The organism is Collinsella sp. LCP19S3_A7, assembly GCF_052121995.1.
Classification (GTDB): domain Bacteria; phylum Actinomycetota; class Coriobacteriia; order Coriobacteriales; family Coriobacteriaceae; genus Collinsella.
The window spans coordinates 1-15,977 of sequence record NZ_JBQKDE010000009.1 but is presented as its reverse complement, the minus strand read 5'-3'; the positions used below and the strand labels follow the sequence as shown (position 1 = coordinate 15,977).

Sequence of the window (15,977 nt, the reverse complement as noted above, 5' to 3'; positions counted from 1 at the left end):
GCTTATGCCTCCTCGAGCTCGAGGTGGTTATTCGCAATATCCTGAGCGGTCGCGCGGTAGAGTTCGTCGATAAAGGCGACCTTAAAGCTTGCCGGGGCATCAGCGACAGCGGCGGCACGCGTGCCGGCAACGTTGTAGACAGCGGTACCGCAGATGGCTGCCGTAAACGGATCGGCGGCGCAAGCGTACACGGCCAGGACGCCGCCCTGCGAGCAGCCACAGCCGGTAATCTTGGACATGAGCGGGCTGCCGCCGTGGGACTTGGCCACGGTCGTGCCGTCGGTAATCAGGTCGACTTCGCCCGAGACCACTACGGCGCCGCCGGTGTAGCGGGCGAGTGCCACGGCAGCGCCGCGGGCGGCGTCGACCGTATCGGTGGTATCGACACCGCGCACGCGGCTCAGGTCAGCCGCCTCGCCTTCAAGACCCCACAGGCCGGCGAGCGCGATGATCTCGGAGGCGTTGCCGCGCACGATGGCGGGCTTGTACTGCTTGAGCTCGTTTACCAGCTGGGTGCGCAGGCTACCGATGCCCAGGCCCACCGGATCGAGCACCCAGGGTTTGCCGGCGTCGTGCGCCGCTTTGGCCGCACGGGGAATCGTCTGCTCGTAGATGGGGAAGAGCGTGCCCATGTTGAGATAGATGGCGCCGCCGCCGGCAACGAGCGCCTCGCCCTCGTCGGGCAGATAGACCATGGCGGCCGAACCGCCTACGGCGAGCTGCGCGTTGGCGACAAAGTCGATCGTCACCGTGTTGGTGATGGAGCCGGCCATCGGGTTGGTGGCACGAATCTCCTCCACGGCCTTGACCACATTTTGTTTAAGCTGTTTCGAATCAATCACTGCACATGCCTCCTTGGCATAGAAAAGGGGCGCTGTGCATAGACAGCGCCCCTGTAAAGGCGGCATGCTCCCTACGCCAGCATTAACTGACAGGTTCAAAGGATTGGGCCCCATGCCCTCTCAGCCTTGTGGTTTGCACCGCCGGCACTCCCGCATCGAATCTGTTGTTCCCTATACTAGCGCACCTGCCAAAAAGGGACAGGTTTATTTTGGTAGGTGGTAACTGGGGCGTCGCATTTTCCCAGATAAAACCTGCCAAAATAAACCTGTCCCTTATTGGCAGGTCGCTACAATGGATACGGTGAAAATGACTGGGGGACTCTATGATCAAACTTGTGCTGACCGATATGGACGATACGCTGATTCCAGCCGGGCATGACGGCGCCAGCGACTACGCCATCGAGGGCATTCATGCCATGCAGGCGGCGGGCCTGCACTTTGGCCCGGTTTCGGGCCGTCAGCCTTCCGCGATGGGCTGGATGTTTCGTAATCGTTCCGAGTGCTTCTCGACCGGTGCGTTCTGCAACGGCCAGGTCATGTTTGTCGACGGCGAGGTGGTAGCCTCGCATGCGACCGATAACGCCGCCCTTATTCGCTTGGCTGACTACTTGGAGCAAGAGACCGATGATACCTATCTGAAGGTCTACAGCTTGGGTGATGACTTTTGGGACAATGACGCCTATTGCGTGACGAGCGACCCCGAGCGCGTGCGTCGCGCTATGGAGTCGGGCGGCAACGCGTGGCTCAAAGGCGAAGAGGCCCCGTGCCGTCCCGTTGTCGGTGACGCGCCGGTGTTCAAGGCGAATATCTGGAGTGCCCGTTCGCGTGAGGGGCTCGCGGAGTTACGCGAGCGTGTTGCCGCCGAGGTGCCGGAACTCTCGCTTGTGTTTCCCAACAACCGAGTGCGCCTGTTTGACATCCTTCCGGCTGGTTGGGACAAGGGCTGTGCCACGCTGGAGCTGGCACGTGCTTTGGGCCTAACGCCCGACGAGGTGGCGGTGTTCGGCGATTCCGATAACGATCTGCCCATGATTAATGCCGTTCCCAACTCCGTTGCAGTCGCCAATGCCAATGAGGCCGTCACGGCTGCCGCGCGTTGGCATATCGGCGCTGCGGCAGACGATGCGGTTGCCGGGGCTCTGCATCAGATTGCCGCCTGCGCTGTGACGGGGGAGATGCCGTCGTTTATGCGCCAGATGGACGCGACGGGTCTTGGCGTCACGAACGTCTAGGGAGAAAGTCATGAAGCTTCAGCAGCTCAGGTATGTTGTTAAGGTTGCCGAATGCGGCAGCATTACCGAGGCCTCGCGCCGGCTCTTTGTGTCGCAGCCTTCGATTACCGCGTCGATTCGCGATCTCGAAAACGAGATGGGTGTGCACATCTTTGAGCGCACCAACAAGGGCGTCATTGTGTCCGAGGAAGGCGAGACATTCTTGGGCTACGCGCGCCAGGTACTCGATCAGGCCGACCTGCTCGAGGGCAAGTACAAGGGCGCATCCGAGCAAGTGCCGCACTTTAGTGTGAGCTGTCAACATTATTCCTTTGCCGTTAATGCGTTTGTCGACGTGATCCGTGAGTTCGATGCCGCGCGCTACGACTTTACCCTGCGCGAGGAACAGACTCACGAGATCATCGAAGATGTCGCGCACATGAAGAGTGAACTGGGCATTCTGTACTTATCCGAACATAACCGCGAGGTTATCGAGCGCATGCTGGCGGCCAACGAGCTCGTATTCGAAGGACTCTTCTGCGCCACGCCGCACGTCTTTGTATGCGCCGACCATCCACTGGCGGACCACGCCAGCGTGACGCTCGAGGACTTGGAAGACTATCCGTTCCTATCCTACGAGCAAGGCAGCTACAACTCGTTTTACTATTCCGAGGAACTGACCTCGACGTTTGAGCGCCGCAAGAATATCCGCGTGCGCGACCGTGCGACCTTGTTCAACCTAGCCATGGGTCTCAACGGCTACACGGTGTGTTCGGGCGTGATTAGCCACGAGCTTAATGGCCCCGGTATTATCTCGATTCCGCTCGATGTGGATGAATACATGGAGATCGGCATTATCACGCGCAAGAATACGACGCTCACGCGCTATGGACAGGCTTATGTCGAGGCCATCCGGAGGCATATCTAACCGGTAGCGTTTGATGTTGCTGTCTTGAGCTGTCGAAATGGCTATAGGAAAACTATATGGCAAACATATATAAACGCATATTTTACGATAACCAGGAGTGCGCTCATACTCTTTCTCGCCAAAGCATTCCATGCAAAAGGAGATTCCTATGAGCAATTCCACCCAGCTCAAAGCGCCGTTTCGCGCCGATATCGTCGGCAGTTTTCTTCGTCCGCAGGCCGTAAAGGACGCCCGCGCTGCCTATGCGGCAGGCGCGCTTGATGCCGAGGGACTTAAGGCAGTCGAGGACGAGGCCATTCGCGATTTGGTGGCAAAGCAAAAGGCCGCCGGCCTGCAAGTCATCACCGACGGCGAGTTCCGCCGCAGCTACTGGCACCTCGATTTTATGTGGGGTCTCAACGGCATCGAGCGCCGCACCTCGCGTACGGGCTATATGTTCCACGATGAGGAGACTACCGCCGACACCGCCGTGGTGACCGGGCCTATTAGCGGCGAGAACCATCCGTTCGTCGAGCACTTCAAGTTTGTCAAGGCGCTTGAGGGCGAGGGCCAGGTTGCGCGGCAAACCATTCCGGCGCCGATCCAGACGTTCTCCGAAGTCACGCTCGACCGCTGCGATGGCCAGCAGGAGAGCCTGCGCGCCGTCTACAAGACCGACGAAGAGCTCGCCGATGCCATCACCGCAGCATACCGCACCGTGATTGCCGATCTGTATGCCGCGGGTTGCCGCAACATCCAATTTGATGACTGCACCTGGGGCATCTATTGCGATACTGACTTTGTGTCCAAGACCGGCATGAGCCCGGTTGACCTGCAAAAGGTGAGCGAGCTGGGCGTGGCGCTCAACAATGCTGCCATCGCGGGCAAGCCTGACGACTTGGTGATCAATACGCATGTATGCCGTGGCAACTACCACTCTACTTATGCCTTTGAGGGCGGCTATGATCCCATTGCCCCGTACCTGTTTGCGCATGAGGACGTCGACGCGTTCTATCTGGAGTTCGACACTCCGCGCGCCGGTGGTTTTGAGCCGCTCAAGTATGTTGCGCCCGGTAAGAAGGTCGTGTTGGGCCTGGTGACCACCAAGGCAGCCGAGCTCGAGGACGAGGACGCGACCGTCGAGCGTATTCATGAGGCGGCAAAGTACGTGCCGCTTGAGAATCTGTATCTGTCTCCGCAGTGTGGCTTTGCCAGCTGCGAGATTGGCAACAAGCTGACCGAAGGCGAGCAGTGGGCAAAGATCGCGCTGGTCAAGCGTATTGCCGAGCGTGTTTGGAAATAGCGGTACCGTTTGCAAGTGACGGCGCGTGCGAGACATGGCGTATCGCGTACAATGGTTCGGACCGTATCGTTCGGGCAGGTTATCCGCTATGCCCGAGCGCCCTTCCATTCGAAAGGACATCCATGTCCCAGTCCTCGACGCCCGCCGTCACCGATGCCATCTACGACGCTTCGTCGCTCGGCCGCCCGCGCATGTTCCTGCTCGGTCTGCAGCACCTGTTTGCCATGTTTGGTGCCACGGTGCTGGTGCCCGTGCTCACCGGCCTTTCGGTATCGGCAACGCTTTTGTTTGCTGGCTTGGGCACGCTGCTATTCCACTTCCTGTCACGCGGTAAGGTCCCCGCATTTTTGGGCTCATCGTTTGCCTTTATTGCCGGTTATGCCGCAATCGCGCCCAACGGCGAGGCCGAGCTCTTGCCCTACGCTTGCCTGGGCGTTGCCTGCGCCGGTTTGCTCTACCCGGTGCTTGCGGCGCTCTTCCGCTCGTTTGGCGCCAAGCGCGTCATGCGCTTCTTCCCGCCGGTGGTGACTGGCCCCATTGTCATTTCGATCGGTCTGATCCTGGCGAGTTCCGCTATTGCCAACTGCCAGACTAACTGGCTCGTTGCCGTGGTTGCCGTCGCCGTAATCGTCATCTGCAATATTTGGGGTCGCGGCATGGTCAAGATCGTGCCGATTTTACTGGGCGTCGTGGTGAGCTATGCCGTTGCGGCTGCGCTGGGCGAGGTCGATTTCTCCGGCGTCGCAGCCGCTCCCTGGCTTGGCTTGCCTGTCGTGTGGGACAACACGGTGTTTGCACTCTTTGGGCCGCAGTTCGATAGCGGCCTTGCCACGACGGCCATCATCACCATCATGCCGCTGGCCTTTGCAACCATGATCGAGCATATCGGCGATATATCCGCTATTGGCTCCACCTGCGAGCGCAACTACATCGCCGATCCCGGCTTGCATCGCACGCTGCTCGGTGATGGTCTCGCCACGATTCTGGCTTCGCTCTTTGGCGCTCCGGCCAACACCACGTATGGCGAGAACACCGGCGTGCTCGCCCTGACGCGCGTGTTTGACCCGCGCGTGATTCGCATTGCCGCGTGCTGCGCCATCGTGCTTTCGTTCTGCCCCAAGTTCGCTGCCGTGATCGCCGCCATGCCGGCATGCGTTATCGGCGGCGTGTCGCTCGTGCTCTATGGCATGATCAGCGCCGTGGGCGTCCGTAACCTCATCGAGAACCAGGTCGATTTCCAGAACAACCGCAACGTGCTGGTGGCCGCTCTGGTGCTCGTGCTTTCACTCGGCATTGCCTACAGCGCCGCCGGTGCCATCGTGCTGGAGCTGGGCGGCGTGACGATTTCGCTTTCGGGCCTTGCCGTGGGCTCGCTGGTGGGCATCGTGCTCAACGCGATTCTGCCTGGCAACGACTTTGAGTTCGCCGTTTCTGAACTCGAGGAGACTGTCGAGTAGTAGTTGTGTTCAGCTAAATCAAAAAAATGGCGCCCGTGCGTACGCGTGGGCGCCATTTTTAATGCGTCAGTATCCAGTGTATGCCGCGGGCCATGCGCACATCGGTTTGGGCAAAGTGGTTACCGGGGTTGAGCTCGAAGGTCGCGGGGATGCCTCGGTCGCTGAGTAGTTTTTTCATTGCGCGTGTGTCGTCGAGTACGTGCCGCATCATGCGGTTGGGCGTCTTGGTCTCCTTTTTGCCGAGTGATAGATAGACGGCGTTGGGCGCGGCTGGCATCGTGTGCCCGTGTGCGTAATCGACAAATCCGGGAAACCATAGGGACCCCGATGCGCTTGCGGCACGGTTAAAGGCATCGGTCTGCCAGAGCGACCAAAGCGAAAAGAGGCCCGCCAATGAGTAACCGGCAATGCCGCGCCAGGTAGGCGGGCAGGGAAGTGATGGCTCGACCTCTGGGATTATCCGATTCAGCAGTTCATCGAGAAACTCGGACGCCTGTCCACCAAAGGGCTCGGCATCGCGCACGGTTCCGTCGCATTCCCAAGGGCTCAGCTCGCGATTCCAATCGAGCTCGCCAATGGCGACCAGGGTGAATGGCGGGCAATCAAGCTCAAGACAACGGCTATAGACCTCGGTGCCATCACCCATGACCGCGGGAAGGTAAATGACGGGCGCTTTCGACATGCTTTGAATGAATGGTTATCTGCTTTTGACGCGCTTCCATGACAAGCTTCTCTCTGCATTTCGACATCTACAAATACGATTGTCGCACGTCGGCGTAGGGACCGTCGCTAAAAGAAAGGCGCAGAGCCGCTTGATGCGACTCTGCGCCTTGAGGTTTTGCTTTGGCAGCTTTGCCCTTACGCTACAAAGAAGTAGACGAGGAAGGCGAGTGCTGCGATCCACATGAGCGGCTTGATCTTGGAGGCCTCGCCCTTAAAGAGCGCGACGACCACGTAGGCGATAAAGCCCAGACCGATGCCGGCAGAGATGGAGTAGGTGAAGGGCACGCCGGCGACAATCATGAACGCTGGGAAACCCTGCGACACGTCGGACCAGTCGATCTCGGAGGCCTCGCTCATCATGAGGTAGCCGACGTAGACCAGAGCACCGCAGGTGGCGGCGCTGGAAACGATGGTGACGATGGGGGAGAAGAACGCGGCGAGAATGAACAGCACACCGGTGGTGACGGAGGTGAGGCCGGTGCGGCCACCGTCGGCAGCGCCAGAGGTGGACTCGACGAAGGTGGTGATGGAGGAGACGCCCATAAAGCCACCGGCAGCGGCGGCCACGGAGTCGACGACCAGGATGGGACGGATGTCCTCGACATTGCCGTCCTCGGTCAAGAACTCGCCCTGCTTGGCGACGGCCATCGCAGTGCCCATGGTGTCGAAGAAGTCACTCATGAGCAGCGAGAAGGCAACGACGAGCAGCATCGGGTCGGTCAGGACCTTCACGATGGCCATGTTGCCATCAGCAGTGCTGGCAAACGGGGCGCCAAAGGTCGAGAAGTCGAGCGGTGCGATGAGACCCTCGGGCGCATGGGTGACGCCCAGCGGGATACCGGCGATAACGGCGACGATGATGCCGATGAGCAGCGAGCCCGGCACGTTGCGGGAAGCAAGGGCAACCGTCACGACGATGGAGATGATGCCGACGATAAAGGTGGGGGAGGCGATATCGCCCAGGCCGACGAGCGTACCGGCGCCAGCGGTGATGATGCCGGCGTCGCACAGGCCGATCATGGCGATAAACAGGCCCAGACCCACCGAGATGGCGTGGCGCAGGACCACGGGGATGGCGTCCATGATGGCCTCGCGCAGGCCGCAAAGGACGAGTAGCAAGATGATGATACCTTCGAGGAAGATAACACTCATGGCAACGTGCCAGTCACCGCCGCACATGGTGGCGGTGATACCCGCAATCATGGCGTTGATGCCCAGGCCCGACGCACAGGCGAGCGGGCGGTTGGCGAAGATGCCCATGCAGATGGTCATGATGCCGGCGCCCAGACAGGTGGCGCAGGCGAGCGCTCCCGCATCGATGCCAGCGCCCGAGAGCACCGCAGGGTTGACGGCGATGATGTAGGCCATCGCCAGGAATGTTGTCAGTCCAGCGCGAAGTTCGGTCCCGATTGTGGACTTGCGCTCGCTGACGTGAAAAAGTTCGTCCATGCATACCCTTTCCTTGTTCGGCCCCGAGTTTAGGCCGATTGACACGAACTTACCTACTATATCGCCTTTGGAAGGTCGATGCTTCTCGCATGTTGAAGTTCGGCGCTTTGTAACAGGCGGACGGTATTTTTCGCATGAAAATGTGTAGGTACCGTATACTTAAGCAGTTACATTAAACTCTTTGGAGGAACGTATGATTAAAGGGCTCTGCCGCGACGAGGCTATCCTGTCCCAGCGTTGCGAGGTTGCGACTGTCGAGGACGAGTCGGTCGCACAGGACCTGATCGATACCATCAAGTCGCTCGAGGACGCCGGCTGCCTTGCCGCCAACCAGATTGGCGTCACCAAGAAGGTCTGCGTCTATCTGGACGACGCCGGCGAGCCCCACGTGCTCTACAACCCCCGTCTGGTGTTTGGCCTGGGCGCCAGCAAGATGGAGGAGAGCTGCCTGACGCACGACGAAATCACCAAGTCCACGCGCTATATCAAGTGCAAGGTTGCCTTTGACCAGATCGTCGACGGCAAGATGAAGGAGTGCCGCCGCGACTACACGGGCTTTGAGGCACAGATGATCCAGCATATGATCGATCACTGTCTTGGAAAGTTGGTCTAAGGGGACCAAAGTACCGCACCTTGCCGCTCAATCGTCGCTCGCGTACCTTAAGTACGCTTCGCTCCTCTTTCGTGGCAACCTGCGGTGCTTTGACCCCTTAGACGATCTGCGAGGTTGACTTGGTTGAGTTTATCTTGCTTGTGTGGTCCGGGCGTGACGTTATTGTCATGTCCGGGCTTTTGTGTTTAGCGCCTATTTGTTTGGTAACAATGAGCTTAACAAGGACGTATGGCTAGGAGGCGCCATGTGCACGAGCATTCGATTTACCGATAATTCCGGCAACATGTATCTGGGTCGCAACCTCGACTGGAGCTTTAGCTACGGTCAACAGGTTCGCGTGATGCCCCGCGGGTTCCATATCCCGTATTCGTTTATCGACGATGCGTCGGCGGCACACGCGGTAATCGGCATGTGCATCGATTACAAGAACTATCCTATGTTTTTCGACTGTGGTAACGATGCGGGTCTGGCTGTGGCAGGGCTCAACTTTCCCGGTTATGCCGAGTATGCCGAGGACCCGGTTGATGGCAAGACCAATATCGCGGCCTATGAGTTTCCCCTGTGGGTGGCAGCGACGTTCTCGACGGTCGACGAGGTCGAGGCTGCGCTGCGCGACACGGTGATTGTTGCCAAATCTGCCGGAGAGGGGCTGGGTGTGTCGCTGCTCCATTGGATTATCGGCGACAGCCGACGCAGCATCGTGGTCGAGATGATGGCTGACGGTCTGCATGTATACGACGATCCGGTCGACACCCTTGCCAATCAGCCGACTTTCCCGTGGCACATGGAAAACCTGCGCACCTATATCACTGCCACAAGCGATTTTCCTCAGACGGCGACATGGCGTGGCGCCGAGCTCAAGCCCTATGGCGCGGGTGCCGGCATGCGCGGTATTCCGGGTGACTGCTATTCGCCGAGCCGTTTTGTAAAGGCGGCGTACCTCAATGCCAATTACCCGCAAAAAGACAACGAGGTCGAGAACGTCATTCGCATGTTCCGCTCGCTCGAGGGGGTGGCGATGATCGAGGGTGCGTCCAAGATGGGTGACGGCAAGTTCGAGAAGACTATCTACACCGGATGCTTTAGCGCGCGCACGGGCAATTACTATTACTCAACGTATGAGGATCCGTCGATTCGCTACGTGAGCCTGATGGATGCCGAGGGCGCGAGCCCCGATAGGCTCGTGGTTCCCGAGCCGCGTCGTTCGTAGCCGGCGGTTTTACTGCAATGCAAAGCGGCCCTGCGCCTCCTGTGAGGCGCAGGGCCGCTGTCGTCGACGCGCGACGTCGTTAGAAGTTGGCGTCGTTGAGTTGTTCGCTCTCGAGGCCGTCGAGCTGTTGCTGTTCGGGCGTATCGGCGACGCTCCCGAGCAGCTCGGTGGGGTCGACGTTCATGTCCCTACCGGCTTCGTTGCCGTTGCCAAGCTCGTCCGAGAAGATATCGACATCCATTTCCTCGGCTTCCTCGATCTGAACTTCGAGCTGGAGTTATTGGCGAGCAACGCCGCGCCGCCGATCATGGCAGGTAGGATCAGCCACGGCGCCACTTTGCGCACCAGGCTAAACAGGGCGAAGATGCCGCTCTCGTTGTGGTTGTCGGCCTTCATGGCGATTACCACGTACTTGACCGTGCTGGTCTTGGAGGTTTGCCTCCAGTTTGGCGTGCGCCACGTGGACTCCCTTGGACATCCGGTTATCTGTCTCGGACAGATAACTTTTATGCCGTCTTTATACATAGAAGAGTTGTTTGGCACATCGGGTAATTTTAGACAATAATCCCCAGCTGGGGATTATTTATGTACGCAGGTAGCATTTCAAAACAGGGGCGCATCCGCTGTATGGCTTTGCTGCAATGTAATAACCGCGGACGCGCTCCTGCTTTGAAACTGAAGAGGGAACTTTTAGACGCGTGCTGCCTGAGCGATACCGGTCTTGGCGCCTGAGCGTTTACCGGCGAGTTCGCAAAAGATCGCGCCGCCGATGATAAGCACGGCGCCCATCAGGCGGACCGGTGTTATGACTTCGCCCAAAAGGGCGGACGAGAACACGACGGCCGAAAGCGGCTCGAGGTAGCCGACGACAGCGACGGTCTGCACGGGCAGTTTGGCGACGGCGCTAAAGTAGAGCAGACAACCGATGCCGGTGTTGACGACGCCGAGCATAGCGACGGCGCGCCAATCGATGGTTGCGGCGATACTGGCGGACAGGAATGAGGGGGTGCCTTGGGTGACGAGCGTAAGGACCAGCGCGGTCACAAAGGCGGCGCTCACCTGGAGCGCGGAGTTCTCGAGGCCTTCGATGTGCGGCGCGCCCTTGCTGGCGATGACCATCAATGCATAACAGAAGGCCGAGGCGATTCCGCAGACGATGCCCGCAATGGACATAGTGCCGCCTAGACCTTGCGCTGCAATGAGAAAAGCGCCGCAGGCGACTGCGATAAACCCGGCGATTTTGCCACCGGTTAGTTTTTCGCCAAAGATAAACGGCGAGAGGGCCATGACGATGATGGGGCCGCAGTAGTACAGCAGCGAAGAAACGCCGACGCCGATCGTCTGATAAGCGCGGAACAGAAAAATCCAGCTGGCGCCCAGCGCGGCTCCCGAGAGGAGGAGGGCTGCGGCTTCGCGGGGGCGAGAAGGCGCCTGCAGCTTATGGCGCTGGGTAATGGCGAGGATGGCGACAAGCGAAAGGGCTCCCAGAAAAGTGCGTAGCAGCACGATATCGGAGCTCGGGAGTGCGATGGCCGCAGCGATGATGCCGTTGGAGCCAAACAACAACAATGCTGCTAAATACGTAATCAATCCGTTGTTCATGCGCTGCCGTCCCCTCTATATCTGTGCATGTTCACTATGGGTGAACTGGCTTTAGAAGAAAAGCGAATATAATGCATGGAAAACATGACAAAAACTCATGCAAAGGTGGAGGCATGTCGTGGAAACGAATATTCAAAAGATGCAGGTGCTGCTGGAGACCGTGCGCGCTGGAAGCTTTACGCGTGCTGCCGAGCGCCTGAGCTACTCGCAATCGGGCGTGAGCCGCATGGTGGCCGATCTTGAGGCCGATTGGGGCTTTAAGGTACTCGACCGCAGTCGTGAAGGTGTTGCTCTTTCTGCCGACGGGCGGCAGGTCATGCCGGCTGTCGAGGCGCTCTGCGAGGAATTCGTTCGCTTGCAGCGACGGGTGGATGAGATGCGCGGGCTCATGCGCGGCAAAATCTGCATCGGTACGTTTTCGAGCGTGGCGACCCACGTGCTGCCGCCGGTGATTGCGCGTTTTCGTGCTGATCATCCAGACGTCGATTACGAGTTGCTGATGGGCGACTATTCAGAGATTGAACAATGGGTGGCAGAGGGTCGCTGCGATCTGGGCTTTATCCCTCGTGAGCCCCGAGAAAACGGCATGACATCGCTGCCTTTGGTGCGCGACGAGTTAATGGCGGTAGTGCCGTCAGGCTCGTTGTTTGCTACGGCGGAGGTCGTCTCTCTTGCCGACTTGGCCAACGAGCAGTTTATTCTGCTAGAACGCGGCACCGATGACGAGATTACGCCGCTGTTTCGTCGGGCGGGACTGGCAGTGCACTCAAAACTGTCGACCTGGGATGACTATGCGATTATGGCTATGGTCGAGGACGGCCTGGGTGTGAGCATTCTTCCCGCGCTCATCATGCGCCGCTGTCAGTTCGATGTTGCCGTGCGTCCGCTCGAAGGGCATCCCCATCGGCAGATCAACGCCATATATCGAACGGCCGATGTTTCGCTTGCCGCCGCCCGTTTTCTCGAATACCTCTAAATGGGCGCACGTCGTTACCGCCTTGGGGTAAATCTTGAGGTTTGGGTCATGTTATTTTTGAAATTGAACTTTTAGAAATAGCACGGCGCTATACTGCTTGCTAAATTGAACCTTGGTTCAATTCGTGTTCTATAAATTGAACTTTGCCAGCAAGGAGGTTCCTGTGACCCAAGAGACGTTTAGCGATCGCCTGCGACAGGCTATGTCCGATCGCGACGTTCGCCAGTCGGACGTAATCCGCGCATCGGAGATGCTCGGCAAAAAACTCGGCAAGAGTCAGATGAGCCAATATGTGAGCGGCAAGACGATTCCGCGGCGCGATGTGGCAGAGCTGCTTGCCCGCATTTTGGAGGTCGATGTTACCTGGCTGCTCGCCGGTGACGCCGATCAAGGCGAGACATCATCGACCCACAACGTTTCCAAGCCCGAACCCCATCCCTCAGATCAAATTGCAAGGAGCACCACCATGCGTACTTTTTCTAAATCCACCAAACTCGAGAACGTTCTGTATGACGTGCGCGGCCCCGTTGTCGACGAGGCAGCCCGTATGGAGGACGAAGGCGAGTGCATCCTCAAGCTCAACATCGGTAATCCGGCGCCCTTTGGTTTCCGCACGCCCGATGAGGTCATTAAGGACATGCGCCAGCAGCTGCCCGACTGCGAAGGCTATTCCAACTCGCGCGGTCTGTTCTCTGCGCGCAAGGCGATCATGCAGTATTCGCAGATCAAGGGCCTGCCCAATGTTCAGATGGAACATATCTACACGGGCAACGGCGTGTCCGAGCTCATTCAGCTTTCGATGAACGCGCTGCTCGACAATGGCGATGAGATTCTGATTCCCAGCCCCGATTATCCGCTGTGGACGGCGTGCGCAACTCTTGCCGGTGGACATCCCGTGCACTATCTGTGTGATGAACAGGCCGATTGGTATCCCGATCTGCAGGATATGGAGTCCAAGGTCACGAGCGCGACCAAGGCCCTCGTCATCATCAACCCCAACAACCCCACGGGCTCGGTCTATCCGCGCGAGGTGCTCGAGGGCATCGTAGAGATCGCGCGCAGGCACCAGCTCATGATTTTTGCCGACGAGATCTATGACCGCCTGTGCATGGACGGCTACGAGCACGTCTCCATTGCATCGCTCGCCCCCGACCTGCCCTGCATTACGTTTAGCGGCCTGTCCAAGTCGCATATGATCGCGGGCTATCGCATCGGCTGGATGGTGCTTTCGGGCAACCAGCGCTGCATGAGCGACTTCATCATGGGCATCAACATGCTCTCCAACATGCGCCTGTGCTCCAACGTGCCGGCCCAGTCGATCGTCCAGACGGCGCTTGGCGGCCATCAGTCGGTCAACGACTACATCCGCCCCGGTGGTCGTGTCTACGAGCAGCGCAACTTTGTGTATGAGGCGCTCAGCAAGATCGACGGCATCTCGGTGGTCAAGCCGCGCGCGGCGTTTTATATCTTCCCCAAGATGGATGTTAAAAAGTTCAACATTACCGATGACGAGCAGTTTGCCCTCGACCTGCTGCACGAGAAGAAGATCCTCATCACGCGTGGCGGCGGCTTCAACTGGGCTGAGCCCGATCACTTCCGCATCGTGTACCTGCCGCGCATGGAAGTGCTCAAAGAGTCGCTCGAAGACCTCGCCGATTTCTTTGATCACTACCGCCAGTCCTAATTGGTTCCGCCGTTCTACCGAACGGCGGACCGCTTGACGCTACGCGAGCCGCATTCACGCCAATCTGACGTTCAATTTCGAGGGCGCGACCAGAAGGTCAGCGCCCTCTCATTTCACGTCACCTTGGCGCAAATGCGGCTCGCTCGTTGTCGTGTGCTCAGCCTGCGTCGTTACCATGATCCAAAGGGGACGGAGGAAAACAGATCATTTTCCTTGACTCGCGGAACTATATAACGACGCCGTTGCAGTGGTCGATTTCGTGCTGGATGATCTCGGCGGTGTAGCCCGAGAAGTTTTTGATGCGATGGACGAAGTTCCCGTCCAAATACTCCACCTTAATGCGACGATAGCGGGTACAGGGACGCTCGCCGATCAGCGAGAGGCATCCTTCGCAGGTCTGATAGGCATTGACCTGCTCAAGAATTTGAGGGTTGTACATCAGGAGCGTCCTGTTGCCGTCCTTTACGCAGATGATGCGTTTGCGCACGCCGATCATGTTGGCGGCGAGCCCCACGCACTCGTGCTCATGCTCGTGGAGCGTATCCAGGAGGTCCTGCCCGATCACGGCATCGTCGGGCCCTGCGTCTTCGGAAGGCAGGCGCAAAAAGAACTCGGATTTCATGATGGGCTTAATCATGGCGGGCTCCTTAAGGTGGACACGTTTGGTTCAGGCCATGATACCGCGACATGTCGCATTAATGTGTGCATATAGATTCTGCAGCTAGATTGGATGGCGACACCATAAACTAATGGACGTTTTGCCGAGAGGCATGAATGTTTAAAGCGCAAAGAGTGCGCGACGGGCCCCGCGAATGGGGCGATGATGCCCGAGAGGGCCAAGAAGGAGTCTCATGTCCGAGAACGAAGAGATCATGAACGAGACCGAGAACGAGACCATGGCTGCCGAGGTCGAGGCAGTCGAGACCGTGGAGACCGAAGCTACCGAGGTTGAGGCTGCTGACGAGGTTTCCGCCGAGGAGGAGGCCGAGGTTGTCGAGGCCGCCGTTGATTACGATGACGAAGAGCTGATGGACAAGATGCAGAAGGCCGCCCGCCTGCTGCGTAGCCGTCGCTTTGCTATTTCCAAGGAGGAGGAGGCCAAGGCCGAGCGTATGGCGAACATCGAGCGCGCCATCAAGCTCCTTGACCTCAAGCCCAAGATGGAGCAGAAGGAAATGTCCGATCTGCTGGGCATGCGCCTTCGTGAGCTCGATGGCCTGATGGCCGAGGCCGAGGCTGCCGATCTGGTCGGCCGCATCGACAACGCCGAGGGCGATATGCGCAAGATCGTCGTCTTCGCTGCCGAGGATGCCGCTGAGGGCCTGGTCGAGCTTGCCAACAAGAAGGAGAAGCTCCTGCCCGAGCTTTCTTACGAGGAGGCCACCGAGCTGATGGCCGCGCTCGATAAGGTTATCGCTCCGCTCGTCGCCATGGGTCTGGACGAGGATCGCGGTCCTCGCGGCGGCCGTGACGACCGTGGTGGCCGTGGCGGCGACCGTGGCGGTCGCGGCGGCTTTGGCGACCGCGGTGGCCGTGGCGGCGACCGTGGTGGTCGCGGTGGCCGTGGCGGCTTTGGTGACCGTGGCGGCGATCGTGGCGGTCGCGGCGGCTTTGGCGGCAACCGTGGTGGCTATGGCGACCGCGGTGGCAACCGTGGCGGCTTCGGCGGCAACCGTGGCGGCGACCGCGGCGGTCGAGGCGGCGACCGTGGCGGCCGCAACGGCGGCGGCTTCCGCGGCAACCGCTTTTAGTTACGACGTTTTACCAAACGCCGTAACGGGCCGACGCTGCAAGCCCGCCAGAGCGGCAATCTGCCTTTCAACTTCGGCGGCATGACCAAAAGGTCAATGCCGCCTCGTTTCAAGGCACCCTGCTCGCTCTGGCGGGTTTTCGCTCATATGACCCAATCCGCTGTCAAGAGCCACAATGGCCCCGCCGACCGCTTGCAATCGGTCGGCGGGGCCTGCCGTTGAACCCGTCCCGGTCCGCCCCCGGCATGT

The 15,977-nt window shown here is 59.1% G+C and carries 15 protein-coding genes, 1 pseudogene and 1 riboswitch; of the genes and pseudogenes, 9 read left to right on the top strand and 7 right to left on the bottom strand.

Annotated elements, in window-relative coordinates; all coding sequences use genetic code 11:
- Nucleotides 1-2 precede the first annotated feature (2 nt).
- Nucleotides 3-842, bottom strand: coding sequence for a hydroxyethylthiazole kinase (gene thiM / locus ACTQV3_RS05465; protein WP_370450622.1), 840 nt, complete (start codon nt 840-842; stop codon nt 3-5).
- Nucleotides 843-893: 51 nt separating this feature from the next.
- Nucleotides 894-1,004, bottom strand: a riboswitch (TPP riboswitch).
- 161 nt (nt 1,005-1,165) lie between these two features.
- Between thiM and ACTQV3_RS05460 the strand changes: the two genes are divergently transcribed.
- The 4 genes from ACTQV3_RS05460 to ACTQV3_RS05445 all read left to right on the top strand — a co-directional run bounded on the left by ACTQV3_RS05460 (nt 1,166) and on the right by ACTQV3_RS05445 (nt 5,720).
- Nucleotides 1,166-2,074, top strand: a complete 909-nt coding sequence (locus ACTQV3_RS05460; protein WP_441069327.1) for an HAD-IIB family hydrolase — start codon at nt 1,166-1,168, stop codon at nt 2,072-2,074.
- 10 nt (nt 2,075-2,084) lie between these two features.
- Nucleotides 2,085-2,981: a LysR family transcriptional regulator gene (locus ACTQV3_RS05455; RefSeq protein ID WP_427796141.1), complete on the top strand. Its 897-nt coding sequence runs from the start codon at nt 2,085-2,087 to the stop codon at nt 2,979-2,981.
- A gap of 148 nt (nt 2,982-3,129) precedes the next feature.
- Nucleotides 3,130-4,263, top strand: coding sequence for a 5-methyltetrahydropteroyltriglutamate--homocysteine S-methyltransferase (locus ACTQV3_RS05450; protein WP_441063698.1), 1,134 nt, complete (start codon nt 3,130-3,132; stop codon nt 4,261-4,263).
- Nucleotides 4,264-4,385: 122 nt separating this feature from the next.
- Entirely contained in the window at nt 4,386-5,720 is a 1,335-nt protein-coding gene (locus tag ACTQV3_RS05445) for a uracil-xanthine permease family protein (protein ID WP_427747882.1), read from the top strand.
- Between the two features lie 58 nt (nt 5,721-5,778).
- On the opposite strand, the gene ACTQV3_RS05440 is transcribed toward ACTQV3_RS05445, so the two are convergent.
- On the bottom strand, nt 5,779-6,402 hold the full coding sequence (locus ACTQV3_RS05440) for an alpha/beta hydrolase (protein ID WP_441069325.1): 624 nt from the start codon (nt 6,400-6,402) through the stop codon (nt 5,779-5,781).
- Nucleotides 6,403-6,578: 176 nt separating this feature from the next.
- Entirely contained in the window at nt 6,579-7,892 is a 1,314-nt protein-coding gene (locus ACTQV3_RS05435; RefSeq protein ID WP_427794951.1) for an NCS2 family permease, read from the bottom strand.
- 193 nt (nt 7,893-8,085) lie between these two features.
- Here ACTQV3_RS05435 and ACTQV3_RS05430 point away from each other — a divergent pair, with 193 nt between their 5' ends.
- A complete protein-coding gene (locus ACTQV3_RS05430; protein ID WP_441069323.1) occupies nt 8,086-8,505 on the top strand; it encodes a peptide deformylase in 420 nt (139 codons plus the stop codon).
- A gap of 244 nt (nt 8,506-8,749) precedes the next feature.
- Nucleotides 8,750-9,715 carry a choloylglycine hydrolase gene (bsh, locus tag ACTQV3_RS05425; protein WP_441069321.1) on the top strand — a complete coding sequence of 322 codons (966 nt, stop codon included), beginning with the start codon at nt 8,750-8,752 and terminating at the stop codon, nt 9,713-9,715.
- A gap of 79 nt (nt 9,716-9,794) precedes the next feature.
- On the opposite strand, the gene ACTQV3_RS05420 is transcribed toward bsh, so the two are convergent.
- The 3 genes and pseudogenes from ACTQV3_RS05420 to ACTQV3_RS05410 form a co-directional block, all read right to left on the bottom strand.
- The gene (locus ACTQV3_RS05420; protein WP_441069386.1) at nt 9,795-9,956 is read right to left on the bottom strand and encodes a hypothetical protein; all 162 of its coding nucleotides are present in this window, start codon (nt 9,954-9,956) and stop codon (nt 9,795-9,797) included.
- 38 nt (nt 9,957-9,994) lie between these two features.
- A pseudogene (locus ACTQV3_RS05415) lies at nt 9,995-10,138 on the bottom strand (KUP/HAK/KT family potassium transporter); the annotation flags it as partial.
- Nucleotides 10,139-10,405: 267 nt separating this feature from the next.
- Entirely contained in the window at nt 10,406-11,317 is a 912-nt protein-coding gene (locus tag ACTQV3_RS05410; RefSeq protein ID WP_441069382.1) for a DMT family transporter, read from the bottom strand.
- A gap of 118 nt (nt 11,318-11,435) precedes the next feature.
- On the opposite strand from ACTQV3_RS05410, the gene ACTQV3_RS05405 reads away from it, so the two are divergent.
- Nucleotides 11,436-12,293, top strand: a complete 858-nt coding sequence (locus tag ACTQV3_RS05405) for a LysR family transcriptional regulator (protein WP_370450624.1) — start codon at nt 11,436-11,438, stop codon at nt 12,291-12,293.
- Between the two features lie 202 nt (nt 12,294-12,495).
- Nucleotides 12,496-13,977 (top strand): aminotransferase class I/II-fold pyridoxal phosphate-dependent enzyme, encoded by a 1,482-nt coding sequence (locus tag ACTQV3_RS05400; protein WP_441069384.1) that lies wholly within the window; start codon nt 12,496-12,498, stop codon nt 13,975-13,977.
- Between the two features lie 226 nt (nt 13,978-14,203).
- On the opposite strand, the gene ACTQV3_RS05395 is transcribed toward ACTQV3_RS05400, so the two are convergent.
- On the bottom strand, nt 14,204-14,614 hold the full coding sequence (locus tag ACTQV3_RS05395; protein WP_441069380.1) for a peptide deformylase: 411 nt from the start codon (nt 14,612-14,614) through the stop codon (nt 14,204-14,206).
- 214 nt (nt 14,615-14,828) lie between these two features.
- On the opposite strand from ACTQV3_RS05395, the gene ACTQV3_RS05390 reads away from it, so the two are divergent.
- The gene (locus tag ACTQV3_RS05390) at nt 14,829-15,728 is read left to right on the top strand and encodes a hypothetical protein (protein WP_427719775.1); all 900 of its coding nucleotides are present in this window, start codon (nt 14,829-14,831) and stop codon (nt 15,726-15,728) included.
- Nucleotides 15,729-15,977: the final 249 nt, after the last annotated feature.